Origin of the sequence: Thalassovita aquimarina, assembly GCF_018219815.1 — a bacterium.
Classification (GTDB): domain Bacteria; phylum Pseudomonadota; class Alphaproteobacteria; order Rhodobacterales; family Rhodobacteraceae; genus Thalassobius; species Thalassobius aquimarinus.
The window spans coordinates 96,680-114,888 of record NZ_JADMKU010000008.1; the positions used below are offsets into that span (position 1 = coordinate 96,680).

General features: G+C 63.8%; 15 protein-coding genes and 1 pseudogene. 6 read left to right on the forward strand and 10 right to left on the reverse strand.

The window, feature by feature from the left end; translation table 11 throughout:
* Positions 1–67 precede the first annotated feature (67 nt).
* The 3 genes from IT775_RS10790 to IT775_RS10800 all read left to right on the forward strand — a co-directional run bounded on the left by IT775_RS10790 (position 68) and on the right by IT775_RS10800 (position 4,610).
* Positions 68–1,360 (forward strand): capsule biosynthesis protein, encoded by a 1,293-nt coding sequence (locus IT775_RS10790; RefSeq protein ID WP_212701121.1) that lies wholly within the window; start codon positions 68–70, stop codon positions 1,358–1,360.
* Between the two features lie 95 nt (positions 1,361–1,455).
* Complete coding sequence (locus tag IT775_RS10795; RefSeq protein ID WP_212701122.1) at positions 1,456–2,589, forward strand: polysaccharide biosynthesis/export family protein; 1,134 nt, start codon at positions 1,456–1,458, stop codon at positions 2,587–2,589.
* Positions 2,589–4,610, forward strand: a complete 2,022-nt coding sequence (locus IT775_RS10800) for a capsular polysaccharide biosynthesis protein (RefSeq protein ID WP_212701189.1) — start codon at positions 2,589–2,591, stop codon at positions 4,608–4,610. Before IT775_RS10795 ends, IT775_RS10800 begins: the two co-directional genes overlap by 1 nt.
* Before the next feature lie 118 nt (positions 4,611–4,728).
* Here IT775_RS10800 and ribD read toward each other — a convergent pair whose 3' ends face one another.
* The gene (gene ribD / locus IT775_RS10805; RefSeq protein WP_343231134.1) at positions 4,729–5,823 is read right to left on the reverse strand and encodes a bifunctional diaminohydroxyphosphoribosylaminopyrimidine deaminase/5-amino-6-(5-phosphoribosylamino)uracil reductase RibD; all 1,095 of its coding nucleotides are present in this window, start codon (positions 5,821–5,823) and stop codon (positions 4,729–4,731) included.
* On the reverse strand, positions 5,820–6,290 hold the full coding sequence (nrdR, locus tag IT775_RS10810; RefSeq protein WP_212701123.1) for a transcriptional regulator NrdR: 471 nt from the start codon (positions 6,288–6,290) through the stop codon (positions 5,820–5,822). The genes ribD and nrdR overlap by 4 nt, the downstream gene beginning before the upstream one ends.
* 268 nt (positions 6,291–6,558) lie before the next feature.
* Between nrdR and IT775_RS10815 the strand changes: the two genes are divergently transcribed.
* Together IT775_RS10815 and sigJ are read left to right on the forward strand one after the other, a co-directional pair.
* Complete coding sequence (locus IT775_RS10815) at positions 6,559–7,488, forward strand: alpha/beta fold hydrolase (protein ID WP_212701124.1); 930 nt, start codon at positions 6,559–6,561, stop codon at positions 7,486–7,488.
* 27 nt (positions 7,489–7,515) lie between these two features.
* Positions 7,516–8,382: an RNA polymerase sigma factor SigJ gene (sigJ, locus tag IT775_RS10820; protein WP_212701125.1), complete on the forward strand. Its 867-nt coding sequence runs from the start codon at positions 7,516–7,518 to the stop codon at positions 8,380–8,382.
* A gap of 77 nt (positions 8,383–8,459) precedes the next feature.
* Here the strand turns inward: sigJ and IT775_RS10825 are convergent, their stop codons facing one another.
* The 4 genes from IT775_RS10825 to IT775_RS10840 form a co-directional block, all read right to left on the reverse strand.
* Complete coding sequence (locus IT775_RS10825) at positions 8,460–10,097, reverse strand: methyl-accepting chemotaxis protein (protein ID WP_212701126.1); 1,638 nt, start codon at positions 10,095–10,097, stop codon at positions 8,460–8,462.
* A 471-nt stretch (positions 10,098–10,568) separates the two neighbouring features.
* Positions 10,569–12,188, reverse strand: coding sequence for a methyl-accepting chemotaxis protein (locus IT775_RS10830; RefSeq protein ID WP_212701127.1), 1,620 nt, complete (start codon positions 12,186–12,188; stop codon positions 10,569–10,571).
* Positions 12,189–12,512: 324 nt separating this feature from the next.
* Positions 12,513–13,739 (reverse strand): bifunctional alpha/beta hydrolase/OsmC family protein, encoded by a 1,227-nt coding sequence (locus tag IT775_RS10835; protein WP_212701128.1) that lies wholly within the window; start codon positions 13,737–13,739, stop codon positions 12,513–12,515.
* 83 nt (positions 13,740–13,822) lie between these two features.
* The gene (locus IT775_RS10840; protein WP_212701129.1) at positions 13,823–14,242 is read right to left on the reverse strand and encodes a secondary thiamine-phosphate synthase enzyme YjbQ; all 420 of its coding nucleotides are present in this window, start codon (positions 14,240–14,242) and stop codon (positions 13,823–13,825) included.
* A gap of 82 nt (positions 14,243–14,324) precedes the next feature.
* Between IT775_RS10840 and IT775_RS10845 the strand changes: the two genes are divergently transcribed.
* On the forward strand, positions 14,325–14,528 hold the full coding sequence (locus IT775_RS10845) for a dodecin family protein (RefSeq protein ID WP_212701130.1): 204 nt from the start codon (positions 14,325–14,327) through the stop codon (positions 14,526–14,528).
* A gap of 54 nt (positions 14,529–14,582) precedes the next feature.
* On the opposite strand, the gene IT775_RS10850 is transcribed toward IT775_RS10845, so the two are convergent.
* The 4 genes and pseudogenes from IT775_RS10850 to rpoD form a co-directional block, all read right to left on the reverse strand.
* Complete coding sequence (locus IT775_RS10850; RefSeq protein ID WP_212701131.1) at positions 14,583–14,867, reverse strand: HlyU family transcriptional regulator; 285 nt, start codon at positions 14,865–14,867, stop codon at positions 14,583–14,585.
* Between the two features lie 74 nt (positions 14,868–14,941).
* Complete coding sequence (locus IT775_RS10855) at positions 14,942–15,487, reverse strand: DUF4166 domain-containing protein (protein ID WP_212701132.1); 546 nt, start codon at positions 15,485–15,487, stop codon at positions 14,942–14,944.
* A pseudogene (locus IT775_RS10860) lies at positions 15,484–15,939 on the reverse strand (thiol-disulfide oxidoreductase DCC family protein). Before IT775_RS10860 ends, IT775_RS10855 begins: the two are co-directional and overlap by 4 nt.
* Before the next feature lie 218 nt (positions 15,940–16,157).
* Positions 16,158–18,149 (reverse strand): RNA polymerase sigma factor RpoD, encoded by a 1,992-nt coding sequence (gene rpoD, locus IT775_RS10865; protein ID WP_212701133.1) that lies wholly within the window; start codon positions 18,147–18,149, stop codon positions 16,158–16,160.
* Positions 18,150–18,209 lie beyond the last annotated feature (60 nt).

The following is an 18,209-nucleotide window of genomic DNA, read 5'->3' on the forward strand; positions in this document are numbered from 1 at the left end:
GCGCCTTATTTTCGCCCTCGAAACAGGTTAGAACAATGTAAACGACCGTCAGGATCACCTTATCGGAATGAGCAGCGACAGCGGACAAAACCGGGTCTTCCTGTGCCTGCAGGGACCGCACGGACCGTTCTTTCACCAGCTCGGCAAGATGCTGCGCCGGGCCGGGGCCGAGGTTTGGCGCGTCGGCTTCAATGCCGGCGACCGGGCGTTCTGGTTCGACGCGGCGCGCTATATCCCCTATCGCGGCACCGGCGACGACTGGCCCGAGAGGTTCGAGGCGCTGGTGGCCGAAAAGGGCATCACCGATATCGTGCTCTACGGCGACACCCGCCCGATCCATGCCGAGGCGGTGGCGCGCGCGCGCAAGGCCGGGCTGCGGGTGCATGTGTTCGAGGAAGGCTACCTGCGCCCCTACTGGGTGACCTATGAGCGCGACGGCTCCAACGGCCATTCGCGGCTGATGCGGCTGAGCGTGGAAGACATGCGCGCGGCGCTGGAACGTTCCGACCTCGATGCCGTGTTGCCGCCGGGCCATTGGGGCGACACCCGCCAGCACGTGTTCTACGGCGCGCTGTACCATTGGTTCGTGCTGTTCCGGAACCGCGAATACCGCAATTTCAGGGCCCATCGCGACCTGTCGGTGGCGCGAGAATTCCACCTGTATTTCACCCGGCTGCTGATGACGCCGCTGGTGATCGCGGAACGCGGCCTGGCCACCTACCGGATCCGGCATGGCGGCTTCCCCTACCATGTAGCGCTGCTGCAGCTGGCGCATGACAGTTCGTTCCAGAAACATTCCCCGTTTTCGACGATGACCGAATTCCTGGAACTGGCCATCGACGGCTTCGCGCAGGGGGCACCGCGGCATCATCACCTGGTGATCAAGGCGCATCCGCTAGAAAACGGCCAGGTACCGCTGCGGCGCGAAATCCGCCGCATCGCGCGGCGGGCGGGGGTTGCCGATCGGGTTCATTTCGTGCGCGGCGGCAAGCTGGCGCAACTGCTCAACGACACCCGCAGCGCGGTGACGGTGAATTCCACCGCCGGGCAGCAGGTGCTGTGGCGCGGCATCCCGTTGAAAGTGTTCGGCGACGCGGTCTATGCCAAGCCGGAATTCGTGTCCGACCAGCCCTTGACTGCGTTTTTCAAGGCGGCGCAGCGCCCCGACCTGCCCGCCTATCGCGATTACCGCCGATTCCTGCTGGAAACCAGCCAGGTGCCGGGCGGGTTTTACTCCGCGCGCGGGCGCAAGCAGCTGCTGCGCCACGTGGTCGACATGATGCTGAGCGACGAAGACCCCTATGACGCGCTGAAGTCGGGCACCGCGGCGCCGCGGCAACAGTTGCGTGTGGTGACCTGAGAGCCACAAGCTCTAGCGCTGGATTTTTGTTCCGGATTCCGTTAGGTTGCCGCAAAGACTTGAGGCAGAAAACAACAGGTCGAGGAGACCGAGCAGTGAAATTCCCAGCATCCCGGCGGGCGAAATCCGTCGCCCTTCTGGCCGCCGTGGCAATTGTCGCCTCGTGCGGCCTGCCACGTACCGGCCCAACCAAACGCGAAATTTTCGCCGGATCGGTGCAGCGTCAGGGCGACGCCTTCATCGTGTCGGTCAATGACCGGGTGACGCGGGCCACCGCGGTGACGCCGGCGCTTGGCTTTCCCGACAAGTTCACCAAGGCGGGCAAGCTGGGTTCCGATATCATCCGCCCCGGCGACACGCTGTCGCTGACGGTGTGGGAAAATGTCGAAGACGGCCTTCTGGCCAGCTCGGCGAGTTCGGCCACCACCCTGACCGAGGTCCAGGTCGACGGCGCCGGTTTCATCTTCGTGCCCTACGCCGGCCGCATCCGCGCCGCGGGCAACACCCCCGAGGCGCTGCGCAGCATCATCACCCGCAAGCTGGAAGAACAGACCCCCGATCCGCAGGTCGAGGTCCGCCGCACCGCCGGCGACGGATCGACCGTGTCGCTGGTCGGCAATGTCGGCGCCCAGGGCGTGTTCGCGATCGAACGGCCCACCCGCACCCTGACGGCGATGCTGGCGCGGGCCGGCGGCATCAGCATCGACCCCGAAATCGCCCAGGTCACCCTGTTCCGGGGCGGCGAAAAGGGCCAGATCTGGCTGCAGGACCTGTACGAAAATCCCGAGCTCGACATCGCGCTGCGCAGCGGCGACCGGATCCTGGTCGAAGGCGACACCCGCACCTTCACCGCGCTTGGCGCCACCGGCACCCAGACCCGCGTCGGGTTCGAAAGCAAGACCGTTTCGGCGGTCGAGGCGATCGCCCAGGTCGGCGGCCTGGTCCCCACCGCGGCCGATCCGACCGGCGTCTTCATCATGCGCAATGAACCGGCCGAGATCGCCAACGCGGTGCTGGGCCGCACCGACCTGATCGGCGCGCAGCGGATGGTGTACGTGCTTGACCTGACCAAGCCGAACGGGCTGTTCCTGGCGCGCGATTTCGCCGTGCGCGACAAGGATACGCTTTACGTGACCGAGGCGCCGTTCACCCAGTGGAACAAGACCATTTCGTCGCTGACCGGATCGCTGACCACCGCGAGCTCGATCGGCACGCTGACCGGCGGCTGATGCTTAACCCCGACTGGATCGGGCATGAACCCGCCGGGGCCCCGCCCCGGCGGGTTGCTTATTTCAACGCGGGATTCCTGCGCCAGCGCCGGGTGCGGCGGATCTGCGAACTGGCCGGGTATGAGCTGAAGCTGTTCCGCCCCGGGTCCGAGGACCTGATCGCGGTCTGGGGCCATTCGCCCTATGCCGCGCGCGGCGAGGCAATGGCGGAAAAGACCGGCGCCGGGATCATTCGCGTCGAGGACGCTTTCCTGCGATCGATCCATCCCGGCCGGGCGGGCGAACCACCGATGGGGCTGGCGATCTGCCGCGAGGGGATGCATTTCGACGCGTCGAAACCGTCCGATCTGGAATGCATCCTCAGCGATCACCCGCTCGACGATAGCGCGCTTTTGAACCGTGCCCGCGGCTGCATGGCGCGGCTGCGGGAGGCGGAGCTGACGAAATATGCCGGCTTCGATCCCGATGAGGAACCGCCCGAGCCGGGTTATGTCCTGGTCATCGACCAGACCCGCGGCGACGCTTCGGTCAAGCTCGGCGGGGCCGACGCCAATTCGTTCCGCGAAATGCTTTATTACGCGCAGGAGGAAAACCCCGGCGCGCGGATCCTGATCAAGACCCACCCCGAAAGCCAGCAGGGATTTCGAAGCGGCTACTTCAGCGAAGAAAACGCGACCGGACGGATCACGTTTTACGACCGCCCCGTAAGCCCCTGGGCGCTGCTGGAGGGGGCCACGGCGGTCTATACCGTCACCTCGCAGCTGGGGTTCGAAGCGATCCTCGCCGGGCACAGACCACGGGTTTTCGGCCTGCCCTTCTATGCCGGGTGGGGGCTTACGACGGATCACAGGCCGGTGCCGCGCCGCCGCCGCAACCTGACGCGGGCGCAATTGTTTGCCGGGGCGATGATGCTTTACCCGGTCTGGTACGATCCCTGCCGCGACCGGCTGTGTCCGCTGGAGGATGCCATCGACGGGGTCGAGACGCAGGTGCGGGCCTGGCGCGAGGACCGCAAGGGATGGGATGCGAGCGGCATGCGACTTTGGAAGCGCCGCGCCATCGACGGATTCTTCGGCGGCGAAAAGGCGGTGCGGTTCCGGGACGCGCCCGTTGAAGGCATGGCGCGGCGTCAGATGATCTGGGCCGGGAAGGCCGAGGGGCTGGACATGGACGGGCTGGTACGGGTCGAGGACGGGTTCCTGCGCTCGCGCGGGCTGGGGGCGGAACTGGTGCCGCCGCTGTCGCTCGTGTGTGACGATCTGGGCATCTATTACGATCCGTCCCGCGAAAGCCGTCTGGAACGGCTGATCGCCGCGCGCGCCACGCTGCGCCCCGATCAGGCGGTGCGCGCCGACACCCTGCGCCGCAGCCTGATCAGGGCGGGGCTGAGCAAGTACAACCTCGGCGGCGACGCGCCCGACCTGCCCGAAGGCCACCGCATCCTGGTGCCGGGACAGGTCGAAAACGACGCCTCGATCCGGCTTGGCGCGGGCGAGGTGCGGACCAACCTGGACCTGCTGCGCGCGGCGCGGGCGGCCAACCCGGACGCGGTGCTGCTCTACAAGCTGCACCCGGATGTCGAGGCCGGGCTGCGCCCCGGCGCTGTGCCGCGCGAGGCGGCTCTGGAACTGGCCGATCAGGTGCTGGAAAATGCGGACCCGGTGGCCCTGCTTGGCGAGGTGAACGAGGTCTGGACCATGACCTCGCTACTGGGCTTCGAGGCGCTGCTGCGCGGGGTGAAGGTCACCACTCTCGGCGCGCCCTTCTATGCCGGCTGGGGGCTGACAACGGACTTGGGCCAGGTGCCGGAGCGGCGGCAGGCGCGGGTGAGCCTTGATGGGCTGGTCCATGCCGCCCTGATCGATTACCCGCGCTACCGCGACCCGGTGAGCGGCCTGCCCTGCCCCGCCGAGGTGATCGTCGCGCGGCTAGCGGCAGGCGAGACCGGTCAAGGGCGTAAGTTGAAGGCGCTGGCGAAGCTGCAGGGCATCTTCGCGGGCTGGGCGCATCTGTGGCGCTAGCGTGATCCGACTGTGCGCGCCAAGGCGCGCGCATATTTCGCTTGAAATTGTCCTGCGGAAAATTTCAAGCCTGACCGCCTGCGGCGGATTTCGGGTATTTCTGCCAAGAAAAAAGAGATCAGGCGCGCCGGGTCCAGCGGTGCAGGATGTCGGGACCGAGGGCGCGAGTTTCCGCGAGCTGGAAACGCGGCGCATCGGCCAGACGTTCCAGCCCCATCGCGCCGATCGCGGGCAGGCCCTCGGCGCCGATGGCAAGACCGGCGGTGAAGCCGATCAGCTCGTCCACCATGTCATGCGACAGAAGCGAGGCCGCCAGCGCGCCGCCGCCTTCGCAGAAGACCCGGGTCAGCCCCTTGTCGCCAAGCGCACGCAACAGCGCGCCCGGGTCGATCTGTCCGCGCGCCACATCGCAGGGGATGAGCGTTGCGCCGAGATCGGTCCATGTCCGTTCCAGCACCGGGTCTGGATCGGGACCGTGGCAGATCCAGACCGGCACCTCGCGGGCGGTTTTCGCCAGGTTGCCCATCAGCGGCACGTCGAGCCGGCGCGACACCACGATGCGCAACGGTTGCCGGTCAACGCCGAAATCGCGCACGGTGAGAGACGGATCGTCGGCCCGCGCCGTGCCCGCCCCCACCATCACCGCATCGTGACTGGCGCGCAACCCGTGCACCCAACGCCGCGCCTGCGGCCCCGTGATCCATTTGCTTTCGCCAGTGGCGGTGGCGATGCGACCATCGAAGCTGCTGGCCAGTTTCAGCGTCAAGAAGGGACGGCCCTGTTCGGTGCGCAGGAAGAAACCGGCGTGGTCGCGCGCGGCTTGCTCGGCCAGCACGCCGGTGGTGACTTCGATCCCGGCCTCGCGCAGCATCGCGAAACCGCGGCCCGCGACGCGCGGATCGCTGTCGGCCAGCGGCGACACCACGCGGGCGACCCCCGCCGCGATCAGCGCCTCGGCGCAGGGCGGCGTCGCCCCGTGATGCGCGCAGGGTTCAAGGCTGACATAGGCGGTGGCGCCGCGCGCCAGGTCGCCGGCCTGTTGCAGCGCGCGGGGTTCGGCATGGGGCCTGCCCCCCGGCGCGGTCCAGCCGCGCCCGACGATGCAACCGTCGCGCACGATGACGCAGCCCACCGCCGGGTTGGGCCAGGTATTGCCCTGGCCGCGCCGTCCCAGCGACAGGCCCAGCGCCATGTAACGGGTATCGTCGTTCACGTTTCGTCGGGTGCCGGATTTGGGCGCAGTTCGGAAACGAATTTGTCGAAATCATCCGCCGCCTGGAAATTCTTGTAGACGCTGGCAAAGCGCACATAGGCGACGGTGTCGATCCGCGCCAGGGCCTCCATCACGATTTCGCCGATGGTTTTCGACGGGATATCGCTTTCGCCCATGCTTTCCAGCCGTCGCACGATGCCCGAAATCATCTGGTCGATCCGTTCCGGTTCGACCGGACGTTTCTGCATCGAGATGCGGATCGAGCGTTCCAGCTTGTCGCGGTCGAAATCTTCGCGCCGCCCGTTCGACTTGATCACCACCAGATCGCGCAACTGCACCCGTTCATAGGTGGTGAAACGGCCACCGCAAGCCGGACAGAAGCGCCGGCGCCGGATCGCCACGTGGTCTTCGGCAGGCCGTGAATCCTTGACCTGGGTATCTATATTTCCGCAAAACGGACAACGCATCACCGGCCCCCTTTTAAATTACCGCCTCATCCTGTGGGTTTTTCCCCACTTATCCACAGGCACTATAGGACAGCCTCTAGGGTTTGGGTAGAGGGGAATTTGCACCGCAACATGATGGCGGGACACATATGAAAACCGGAAAATTGACCGCATTTTCCGACATCCTGTCACGAAACCTGCTTGCTCCCCGTCTTATTGTCCGAAGACCGCGCAACCGGTCTCCATTTCAGAACCCGAAGCCAAGAGACATTCAGAGGATTTCCGCGTCATGGGAAAGAAAACGAAACGAGCGATAGTGATCAGCCTCGCGCTGGTACTGGGCGCAGGCATGGCGGCCTACACGCCCGAATTGCCGGCCGCGCAGGTGGAACAGAAATATGCCACACCCGAGTCGCGCTTCGTCGAGATCGACGGACTGCGCGTGCACTACCGCGACCAGGGACAGGGGCCGGCGCTGGTGCTGGTGCACGGATCGAATGCCTCGTTGCAGACCTGGGAAGGCTGGGTGGAGCGGCTTTCGGAAGACTTCAGGGTGATATCGCTGGACCTTCCCGGTCACGGGTTGACCGGCCCCGATCCCCAGGGGCGCTATGACTGGATATCCATGGCGACGCTGGTTGACCAGCTGGTCCAGCGGCTGAAGCTCGATACCTTCTCGCTCGCCGGCAATTCGATGGGCGGCGCGGTGGCGTGGAACTATGCCGTGATGCATCCCGACAAGATCGAGAAGCTGATCCTGATCGACAGTCGCGGCTATCCCAGCGAGGAACCGATGCCGGCCATATTCAAGGCCTATGCCACGCCGGTCGTCGGGCACCTGCTGACCCGTGTCACGCCGCGCGCGGCAATCGCGTCAAGCCTGCGCAAGGTCTATGGCGACCCGGACAAGGTCGATGCCGAACTGGTGACCCAATACCATGACCTGACGTTGCGCGCGGGCAATCGCGAAGCGACACGGGAACGGTTGTCGGTGCCGTCGAACGATCGGCTGCTGCCCCGCATCGGCACCATCACCGCGCCGACCCTGATCCTGTGGGGAACCGATGACAGCTGGATTTTGCCGAAATACGCAACCCGCTTTTTGCAGGATATCGAAAACAGCACCCTGCGGCTGTATGACGGGCTGGGCCATGCCCCGATGGAAGAGGATCCGGAACGGACCGCCCGCGATGTCCGCGCCTTCCTGTTGCAACGTTGACCGGCGCCCCGGAGGATAGATCGAGAAATGGATTTCGAATCCCACAGAGAGAAACTGTTCCTGACCGCCTACCGGATGACGGGATCGGTTTCGGATGCGGAGGACCTGGTTCAGGACACCTATCTGCGCATATCGCTTGCCGATGCGTCGATGATCGACTGCCCCGAAGCCTACCTGATGACGACGCTGACCCGGCTTTGCATCGACCACCTGCGGCGAGCACAGACGGTCAGGCGCGCCTATGCGGGCAAGTGGCTGCCCGAGCCCCTGCCCACCGCCGATCTGGCGACACCGGAACGCAGGGCCGAGGCACGGGACATGCTGTCGATGGCCTTCCTGGTCCTGCTGGAACGGCTTTCGCCGACCGAACGGGCCGTCTATGTCCTGCGCGAGGCCTTCGATTACAGCTATCGCGAAATCGCCGCGGTAGTGGAAAAGAACGAAGCGGCCTGCCGCCAGATCTTCAGCCGGGCGCGCAGCAGGATCGGCGATCCCGGGCGGCGGTCCGATGTCGACGGCGCAGCGCATCGGCGGCTGCTGCAGGACCTGGTCGACACCTGCGAAACCGGCGACCTGCCGGCGCTGGAATCGCTGCTGACCGCCGATATCGTCCTGACCAGCGACGGTGGCAGCGACGTGAAGACCGCGCCGAACCCCATTTTCGCGCGGACCCCGGTCGCCCGGTTCCTGCTGGGCCTTGTCGGCAAGCTGGAAGGCAGCCTCGCCCCTGCGCCGGTCGAGGCCAACGGCGCGCCCGCGCTGCTGCTTCATCAGAACGGTCAACCCATCTGCCTGGCGTCGCTTGAACTGCGCGACGGGCGGATCAGCGCGATCCGGCTGCACCTGAACCGGGACAAGATCGGCGCCGCGGTACAGGCGGCCCGGCTGAATTAACGGCCGATGAAACGGGGCGAAAAGGAAACAGCCGCGGCATCAACCGCGGCTGTCTTTCTTTCAGTCGCAGCGCCGGATCAGGACGCGACCTTGAAATCGACCTCTTCGTCGTCATCAGCCGGGGTTTCCAGATCGATCATCGGCGGCAGGTCTTTCTCGTGGCCCGCGTCATCGGCAGCGCTGGCTTCGTCCACGTCAGAACGCCTCGGTGTGTCGTCGAGCTGGAAGAACCCGATCGCCTCGGCCAACTGTTCGGCCTGTCCCAACAGCTCGGTCGCGGCAGACGACAGTTGCTCGGAAGCCGAGGTGTTCGACTGGGTCACGCCATCCAGACGCTGCACCGACTCGTTGATCTGGGTCGAACCGATGGCCAGTTCCCGCGATGCGGCGGTGATATCGCTGACCAGAGCAGAGGTCTTTTCGATATTCGGAACCAGATCCTGCAGCATGTCGCCGGCCTTGGTTGCCGAGGTGACGGTGCTGGATGACAGCGCCGAAATCTCGGCCGCCGCGTGCTGGCTGTTTTCGGCCAGTTTGCGGACTTCAGACGCCACCACCGCGAACCCGCGGCCATGTTCGCCGGCGCGCGCCGCTTCGACTGCCGCGTTCAGCGCCAGCAAGTCGGTCTGACGGGCGATTTCCTGCAGGATCATGATCCGTTCGCCGATCGTCTTCATCGCTTCGACCGCTTCGGTGACCGCTTCGCCGGAAACCTTGGCATCCTGCGCCGCCTTGGTGGCGATTTCGTCGGTCGTGGTCGCGTTGTCCGAGCTGGCCGAGATGTTGGCCGACATCTGTTCAACCGCCGAGGAGACTTCCTCGGTCGATCCAGCCTGCACCGAGGCGCCTTCGGACAGGGTTTCGGAGGTCCCCGACACCTGGTTGGCCCCGGCAACGAGGTTGTTCACGGCGGAGGACACGTTTTCGACGGTGTCACGCAGGCGCACCACCATGTCGTTCTGCGCCTTCAGCAGATCGCTGAGTTCGTTGTTGCCCGACACTTTCGCGGTGGACCGCAGATCGCCGGACGCCACCTGGCGTGCCAGTTCGATCGCGCGATTCAGGCCGGTCGACAGGTTGCGGATGATCAGCGCCGAAGACAGCAGCATCAGAACCACCGCCACGCCCATCGCCAGGAACAGATTGCGGCGCACCTCGAGGTATTCCGCCTGTGCCTGTTGAACGGCCTGTTCCATCTCGGCGGCATAGGATTCTTCGACCTTGGCGGCCAATTCGTTCACTTTGATCATCGTCGGGTTGACGCCGTAATGGTACACCTCGTTCGCCCTGCCATCGCCGTCCAGTTCATAGGCGACGGCCGCACGGGTGTACTGAGCGAACCGCTTCACTTGGCTGCCCAGCCGTTTCAAGGTCTTCTGCATCTCCTCGCTGGCATAGGACTTCATCTCCTCGAGGGACTCGATCAGTTCGTTCTCGTTGGCCTTGAGGCTTTTCTCCAGCTTCGGGATGCGGTCGGGATCTTCTGCTCCGCCGGCCCAGCCGATCAGGATGTTAGCCGCATCGATCTGCATGTCCCGCGTCAGGACCAGAAGCCCTTCGGCAGCCAGCAGATGGTCGGTTTGCACCTGCACGATATCTTCCATCTTCGCGTTGGCCTTTTCCAGGGCAGTGATTGCCAGGAACATGCTGCCTGCGAAAATTAGGAATACTGCCGCGAAGGTCGCGACCAACCGGGTCTTTAACGTGAAGCGCATCGATTATCCTCCTGCTTCCTGTTGGGAGGATCAGAGGCAAAGTCCGGCACTTCCCCCCAACAGCCTGAGGCTGCCCCCCAGGGACGGGCACCGGATCCAAAACGTGGGCATTCGCCCAATCACTCTAATCACTCAACACCTGTGGCGTCATAAGAAGAGAACGACGGGGGAGGCGGTATTTTATGAAAACGGCCTGATAAACCTGATTTCTATGCGCAATGATATCCGCGACCACACCAAAAGGAGGTATTTCTTCGCGTTTTCCGGGCATGTGCGCACCCACTTCATCGCGCAGATAGTTCCGCGCGATGCCCCGCGACACGCCCCTTTTCCGAAGCCCGATCAGTCGCCTTCGGTCCGCAGCACCGTTTCCCGCGCCGGGCGACTATGTCTTTCATCGCGGTGAGAAACAACGGCAGCCGCGGGCGATGCCGCGGCTGCCTTGGAATTTGCCGGAGCTTGCCCGCCGGATCAGGCGGCCTTGAAGTCGACCTCTGCCTCGTCCTCGGGGCTGTTCAAGTCGATCATCGGCGCCTCGTCATCCTCTGGCTTCACGGCCGGGGCCGCGCTCGGCGCCTTGAGCGCCGCGCCCTCGGTGCGGAAGAAGCCGATCACCTCAGCCAGGTGTTCGGCCTGGCCCAGCAGTTCGGTCGCCGCCGCCGACAGTTCCTCGGACGCCGAGGTGTTCGACTGGGTCACGCTGTCCAGACGCTGTACCGACTCGTTGATCTGGGTCGACCCGATCGCCAGCTCACGCGACGCCGAGGTGATGTCGCTGACCAGCGACGACGTGCGCTGGATATTCGGCACCAGATCGTTCAGCATCTCGCCGGCCTTGGTCGCGGTCGACACCGTGTTGTTCGACAGCGCCGAGATCTCGGCCGCCGCCTGCTGACTGTTCTCGGCCAGCTTGCGCACCTCGGCAGCCACCACCGCGAAGCCGCGACCGTGGTCGCCGGCACGCGCCGCCTCCACCGCCGCGTTCAGCGCCAGAAGATCGGTCTGGCGGGCGATTTCCTGCAGGATCATGATCCGCTCGCCGATATTCTTCATCGCCGCCACCGCGTCGGACACCGCTTCACCCGACACCTGCGCATCCTTGGCCGCCTTGGCCGAGATCTCGTCGGTCTCGATCGCGTTGTCCGAGGTCGCGCTGATATTGGCCGACATCTGTTCCACAGCCGAAGACACTTCCTCGGTCGAGCCGGCCTGCACCGAGGCGCCTTCCGAAAGGGTTTCCGATGTGCCCGACACCTGGTTGGCCCCGGCGACGAGGTTGCTCACCGCCGCCGACACGTTGTCGACGGTTTCGCGCAGCCGCAGCACCATGTCGTTCAGCGCGGTCTGCAAATCGCTGATTTCATCCCGGCCCTTGACCTCGGCCGTGGCGCGCAGATCACCCGACGCCACTCGCCGCGCCAGCGCGATCGAACTGTTCAGCCCCGACGACAGCTTGCGGATGATCAGGACGGACGACACCAGCATCAGGACAACCGCAGCGCCCATCGCCAGGAACAGATTGCGGCGCGTGACCAGGAATTCCGCGTTGGCGACCTCGACGGCTTCTTCCATCTTGGCCACGTAGACGAGTTCCACCTCTTGCGCGAGATCCGAAATCTGCGCCATCGCGGGGTTCGCCTTGTGATGATAAACCTCGTTCGCGCGCCCGTCGCCGGCCAGTTCGTAGGCGATCGCCGCCTCGGTATCCTTCTTGAAGCTTTCCAGGTGACTGCCAATCGCCTGCAGGCTGCCCTTAGCCTGATCATAGGCCTCCGCTTCCATGTGCTCGACGAGTTCCGTCAACTGTGCCCCGTTTTCGGCGAGGGCTTTTTGCAGGTTCGGGATTCGCTCGGGATCGTCCTCACCGCCTTCCCAGCCGATCAGGATATTGGCCACGTTCAGCTGCATGTCCCGCGACAGGAGCATCAGAAGTTCCGCATCCATCAGGTGATCGACTTCATCCTGCACAATGTGGCCCAGCTTCTGGCGCGCCGTATCGAGCTCCTTCAGCGCGATAAACATGCTGCCGCTGAAAATAATAAAGACTGCACCGAACGTCGCGGCCAGTCGGGTCTTTAATGTGAAGCGCATCGAATACCTCCTGCTTCCGATTGGGAGGATCAGAGGCAAGATCCGGTGCAAACCTGCCAATGCGCCCCCCTCGCTGCGAGGCGCACCGGATCGAAAACGCGGACGATCACCCATACACTCTAATCACTCAACACCTGTGGCGTCAGGAAAGGCAACGGCGCGGGCGCACGGTATTTTTCCGAACCGATCCGTTATATCGGTCCCGTCATGCGCAATGATTAGCGCGGTCACATCAATAAGTCGTATATTTTCATCCAGTGAGTGAATATTCCGACAGACTGTCTCGCCTAGATACCCCTACCTTGCGCGTGCTGACATGGGGGATCAGCCGTCGTTCCGACGCAGCACCGTTTCGATGACCGAGGCGTTGTGCAATGTCTTGTGCACCGGGCACTTGTCGGCGATGCGCAACAGCGACTGCCGTTCAGTGTCGCTCAGCTCTCCTACCAGCCGGATTTCACGGCGGAAGACATCGACCTTTCCGGCGCCCTTGTCGGGATCGATTTCTTCACCGTGGCGCTTGTCGTGGGTAATCTCGACCGACACATGTTCCAGCGGCAGATTCTTGTGGCGGGCATAGATCCTGAGCGTCATGGCGGTACAGGCGCCCAGACCGGCGGCGAGAAACTGATAGGGATTGGGGCCCAGATCGGTGCCGCCCATCGCCTGCGGTTCGTCAGCCAGCATGTGATGCTTGCCGGCGATATTGACGTCCTGCAGAAACCCCGAGGCATCTGCCTCGGACACCCGGATCACGCCGTCGGGGGCGTGTTCGGGGAAATCTTCCTCCACCATGTCGATATAGCGCCCGGCCCAGGTCGCGATGGTGTCGGCGGCATATTCGGCATCCGCTTCGCGGGTGATCAGGTGATCGGCATCATCCAGCGTGACGAAGGATTTGGGATGCATGGCGGCGGCGAAGATCTCGGCCGCGTTTTCGATGCCGACGACGGTGTCGCGCGGCGCATGCATGACCAGCAGGGCCTTCTTCATCGCCCGGATCGCCGGTCCCATCTTCTGCGCCGCGATATCGTCGAGGAAATGGTCGCAGATGGTGAATTCGCGCCCCACCAGTTTTACCTGCGCCCTGCCCTGCTGGCGGATTTCATCGACCTTGGCGCCGAAATTTTCCGCCACGTGGGCGGGATCGAACGGCGCGCCGATGGTGGCGACGGCGCGCGCGCCGGGAATATCACCCGCCGCCTTCAGCACAGCCGCGCCACCCAGCGAATGGCCGATCAGCAATTGCGGTGCCATCAGCCTGTCCTCCAGCGCCCGCGCGGCGAGGATCAGGTCGGCCACGTTGGTGGTGAAATTGGTATTGGCGAATTCGCCCTCGGAATGGCCCAGACCGGTGAAATCGAAGCGCAGGACAGCGATGCCCTGTGCCGCCAGCCGCGAGGATATGCGGCGCGCGGCGGGAATGTCCTTGGAGCAGGTGAAACAGTGGGCGAACAAAGCGGTGGCGCAGACCTTGCCCTCGGGCAGGTCGAGCCGTGCCGCAAGCGTGCTGCCGTCATGTCCGGTGAAGGTGAGGCGTTCCGATTTCATGATACGTTCCTTGGTCAGATACCGGTCAATATGGCGCAAATCCGCCAGGCGCGAAGGGCTTGATACCCGCGTTCACCGAATTGTCAGGACGAAATGTGCGCCGCCACCTGCCGCTGATGCGGCGCGTCGCGGTGTTCGAACAGGTAGATGCCCTGCCAGGTGCCCAGCACGGGCCGGCCATTACTGATCGGGATCGACAGCGACACCGGCATCATCGCCACCTTGATATGGGCGGGCATGTCGTCGGGGCCTTCATAGGTGTGGGTCAGGTAGGACATCGACGGATCGCTGGTGGGCGGCACCAGCCGGTGGAAGAAATTGCGCAGGTCGGTCTGCACCTCCGGGTCGGCGTTTTCCTGGATCAGCAGCGAACAGGAGGTGTGGCGCACGAAAAGCGTCAGCAGGCCGGCATCGACGCCCTGCCCCGACACCCAACACGTCACCTGCCGGGTGAATTCGTAAAGCCCCTGGCCGCGGGTCTGAAGTGTGAAGGTGATTTGCACGTCTTTGATCTGGATCGTGGCGCCATCGGCGCGACTTGCTAGGCTCGTGTTTCTATTCTCAAGTAATCAATAGGAGGAAAAGATGTCAGTTGCACGCGTTAGTGAAATTTCGTCCACCTCGTCGAAGAGCTTCGAGGATGCGATCAACCAAGGTGTTGCACGGGCCACGAAGACTCTGCGCAACGTCAAGAGCGCCTGGATCAAGGAGCAATCGGTTGCGGTCGACGATGCCGGCGGGATCAGCGAATACCGGGTCAACATGCTGGTGACCTTCGTTCTGGAATAACCGGCCCCCGCCATCCCGCGCAGCCGCGCACGGGGTGGCGGGCCTAGGTGAGGATCAGCGGAAAACGCCCTCGCCCATCTGGTCGATGAAAACCTGCGCCTTGCGCAGGCTCATTTTCTTCGCCTCGTCTTCAGACTGCACGGTGTCGGCGCGGATCATCTTGTGGGTCTTCAACTCGCCCCCGACCTCCTTCTCGATCCGGGCGGCGATGCGAAACCCGCCCTCGCCCGGCATCGGATCGGGGAAGATGAGGAAGCCTTTGTAATCCTCTGGCTGCGGTGCGGGTTTGGTCTTGGGCTCCGACCGTCCGGCGCCGAAGAGTTTGGAAAGCAGTGACATAAGGTGATCCCGTTGGTTCCGTTCGGGCACCAGTGTGCGGGCTGCAGCGGTTGGGGGCAAGGGGGCGCGCCCCTCTATTCCGGCACGAGCCAGCCCTGATAGCGGATCAGCATCCCCAGGAAAGGAAGCGAGGCGGAAACATCGAAGCGGATACGGCCCGCCGCGTCGACGCTTTCGCGCGTACTGCTTTTCGGAGCGATCCATCGCGGCAGCGGCAGGCCAAGCACGGCGATGCGGCTGATCGCCAGGTCCAGGCTCTGATCCTCGGTTTCCGGCACCATGGTGATGCGGAACGGACCGAAGCGTTCGACCACCGCCCTGCGCCGCGCGTCAAAGCGCAGGCTGGAAACGGTCTCATGGCCGCCGAAATTCCGGCGCCATTGCGTCTGGCCGGCGGAACCGGTGCGCAATTCGAGGTGGATCGCAACGCCCTCCCCCGCCGGGGGGAAGCCGCCAAGGCGCAGCAGCAAGCCGATCAACGCGCCCCGTCCGCGGGTGATGGAGCATTCACCGGAAAAGCTGCGCGCCGCCGCCCCGGAATGGAAATCGGCAAGCGGTCCCGGCAGGGTCAAGCCACGGGCCTCGACCGCCCGCAGGAAAGGATCGCCCGTTGCAGTCATCCCCACCCCGTAGGCAGAAAGCGGGATTTCACGTGGTCGTCGGGGATCATGCAGGCGTCGTAGCGGCCAAAGATACGATAGCGGTTGCGGGCGATGAGGTGATAGAGCGGGTGCTTGAGCGGCCCCGGCAGGAACCGGCACAGCGCCGGCACGCGCCAGACACCGCCAAGGGCCCACATCGCGGCGGCAAAGGCATTGAGCCGCGTCTAGATGCACCCGCCGACGATAACCAGGTTGGTTTCATAATCCGTCGTGGGCAGGCCGAGCGCCCGGTACAGCGCCGTTCCCAGCGGCGACTGCGCCGTGGCGAAGCGGAACCGCCCGGATTTGTCTTGGTGCAGCATGAACCGGAAGAACCCCGAGCAGAGCACGCATTCGCCATCGAACACGATCACATCGCAATCGCCAAGCGCCTGTTGCAGATCGTCGGGGAGCGCGGCGACAGGCGTCATTCTGCACCTTTGAGAGAATTGTGATATTTCGAATCTATCGATAGATGTGAAGGCCGCGACATGCGGCAAGTATTGATCCGGCTGTTGCTGGCGTCAACGCCATCTGGCGGGCGGGTTGGTTTGGGCGAATGGAGCGTGGTGAGCTTGAAGCTCACCCTACATCGCGACATCGCTCGAGGGCACAAAAGAAAAAAGGCGCCCCGCAGGGCGCCCTTTGATCACTGATCCAGGAAGCTCCGCAGCTTCCGGCTCCGGCTCGGGTGCTTCAACTTCCGCAGCGCCTTGGCCTCGATCTGACGGATCCGTTCGCGGGTCACGCTGAACTGCTGGCCGACTTCTTCCAGCGTGTGGTCGGTGTTCATGCCGATGCCGAAGCGCATCCGCAGCACCCGTTCCTCACGCGGGGTGAGCGAGGCCAGAACCCGGGTCGTGGTTTCCTTCAGGTTTTCCTGAATGGCGGAATCCAGCGGCAGGACGGCGTTCTTGTCCTCGATGAAATCGCCCAGCTGGCTGTCTTCCTCGTCCCCGATCGGGGTTTCGAGGCTGATCGGTTCCTTGGCGATCTTCATCACCTTGCGGACCTTTTCCAGCGGCATCTGCAGCTTTTCGGCCAGTTCTTCCGGCGTCGGTTCTCGGCCGATTTCGTGCAGCATCTGGCGCCCCGTCCGGACCAGCTTGTTGATCGTTTCGATCATGTGGACCGGGATACGGATGGTGCGCGCCTGGTCGGCGATCGAGCGGGTGATCGCCTGACGGATCCACCAGGTCGCGTAGGTCGAGAACTTGTAGCCGCGGCGGTATTCGAACTTATCGACCGCCTTCATCAGGCCGATGTTGCCTTCCTGAATGAGGTCGAGGAATTGCAACCCGCGGTTGGTGTATTTCTTGGCGATCGAGATCACCAGGCGCAGGTTCGCCTCGACCATTTCCTTCTTGGCCTGGCGGGCTTCCTTTTCGCCCTTCTGGACCTGGCTGACGATGCGGCGGAATTCCGAGATGTCGAGACCGACATACTGACCGACCTGCGCCATGTCGTTGCGCAGTTCCTCGACCTTGTCGGACGAGCGTTCGATCAGCGCCTGCCAGCCGCGGCCGGATTTCTGCGACATGTCGTCGAGCCAGGTCGGATCCAACTCGCGGCCGCGATATTCCTCGATGAATTCGCGGCGGTTGATGCGGGCCTGGTCGGCCAGCTTCACCATCGCGCTGTCGATCTGCATGATCCGGCGGTTGATGCCGTAAAGCTGGTCGATCAGCGCCTCGATCCGGTTGTTGTGCAGGTGCAGCCCGTTCACCAGTTCGACGATTTCCGAACGCAGCTTCTGGTAGGTCGCTTCTTCCTGTTCCGAGAAACTGTCGTCTTCGTTCAGGGTCGCGGCGATCCGCAGGTCCTGCATTTCCGACAGGTGTTCGAAATCCTCGGCGATGCGGTTCAGCGTGTCCAGCACGCGCTGCTTCAGCGCCGCTTCCATCGCGGCCAGCGACATGTTGGCCTGTTCGTCGTCATCGTCGTCGTCGTCGTCGTTGCGGATTGGATTGCCGTCGGCGTCGAGTTCGGGTTCGTCCTTCTTTTCCTTGGCGGGGGCAGAAGTCGCGTTGGCCGCTTCGACCACGGCTTCCTCGCCTTCGCCCTCTTCTTCCATCTGGTTGCCGAAGGTGGTTTCCAGATCGATCACGTCGCGCAGCAGAATGTCTTCGGACAGAAGTTCGTCGCGCCAGATGGTGATCGCCTGGAAGGTCAGCGGGCTTTCACACAGCCCCAGGATCATCGTGTTGCGGCCCGCTTCGATCCGCTTGGCAATGGCGATTTCGCCTTCGCGACTCAGCAGTTCGACCGAACCCATTTCGCGCAGGTACATGCGCACCGGGTCGTCGGTGCGGTCCAGCTTCTCGGACGCGCCCGAAGAAACCGCCACTTCGCCCTTGTTCGACGACACGTCGACCACGGCGGTGGTTTTCTGTTCCTCTTCCTCGGCCTCTTCGTCCTCGATGATGTTGATGCCCATTTCGCTGAGCATCGACATCACGTCCTCGATCTGTTCCGAGGACACCTGATCGGGCGGCAGCACCTGGTTGAGCTGGTCGTAGGTGATGTACCCCTTTTCGCGCGCCTCGGCGATCATCCGTTTGACCGCGGCTTGGCTCATGTCGAGCGAAACTTCGGCATCCTGATCGTCGGGTTTGCGGTCTTCGGTGTCTTTAGCGGCCATGTAGTTCTCCTGCACGGGCAGTCTGCCGGACATGTCGGGTGATTCGTTAATCCGAATCAA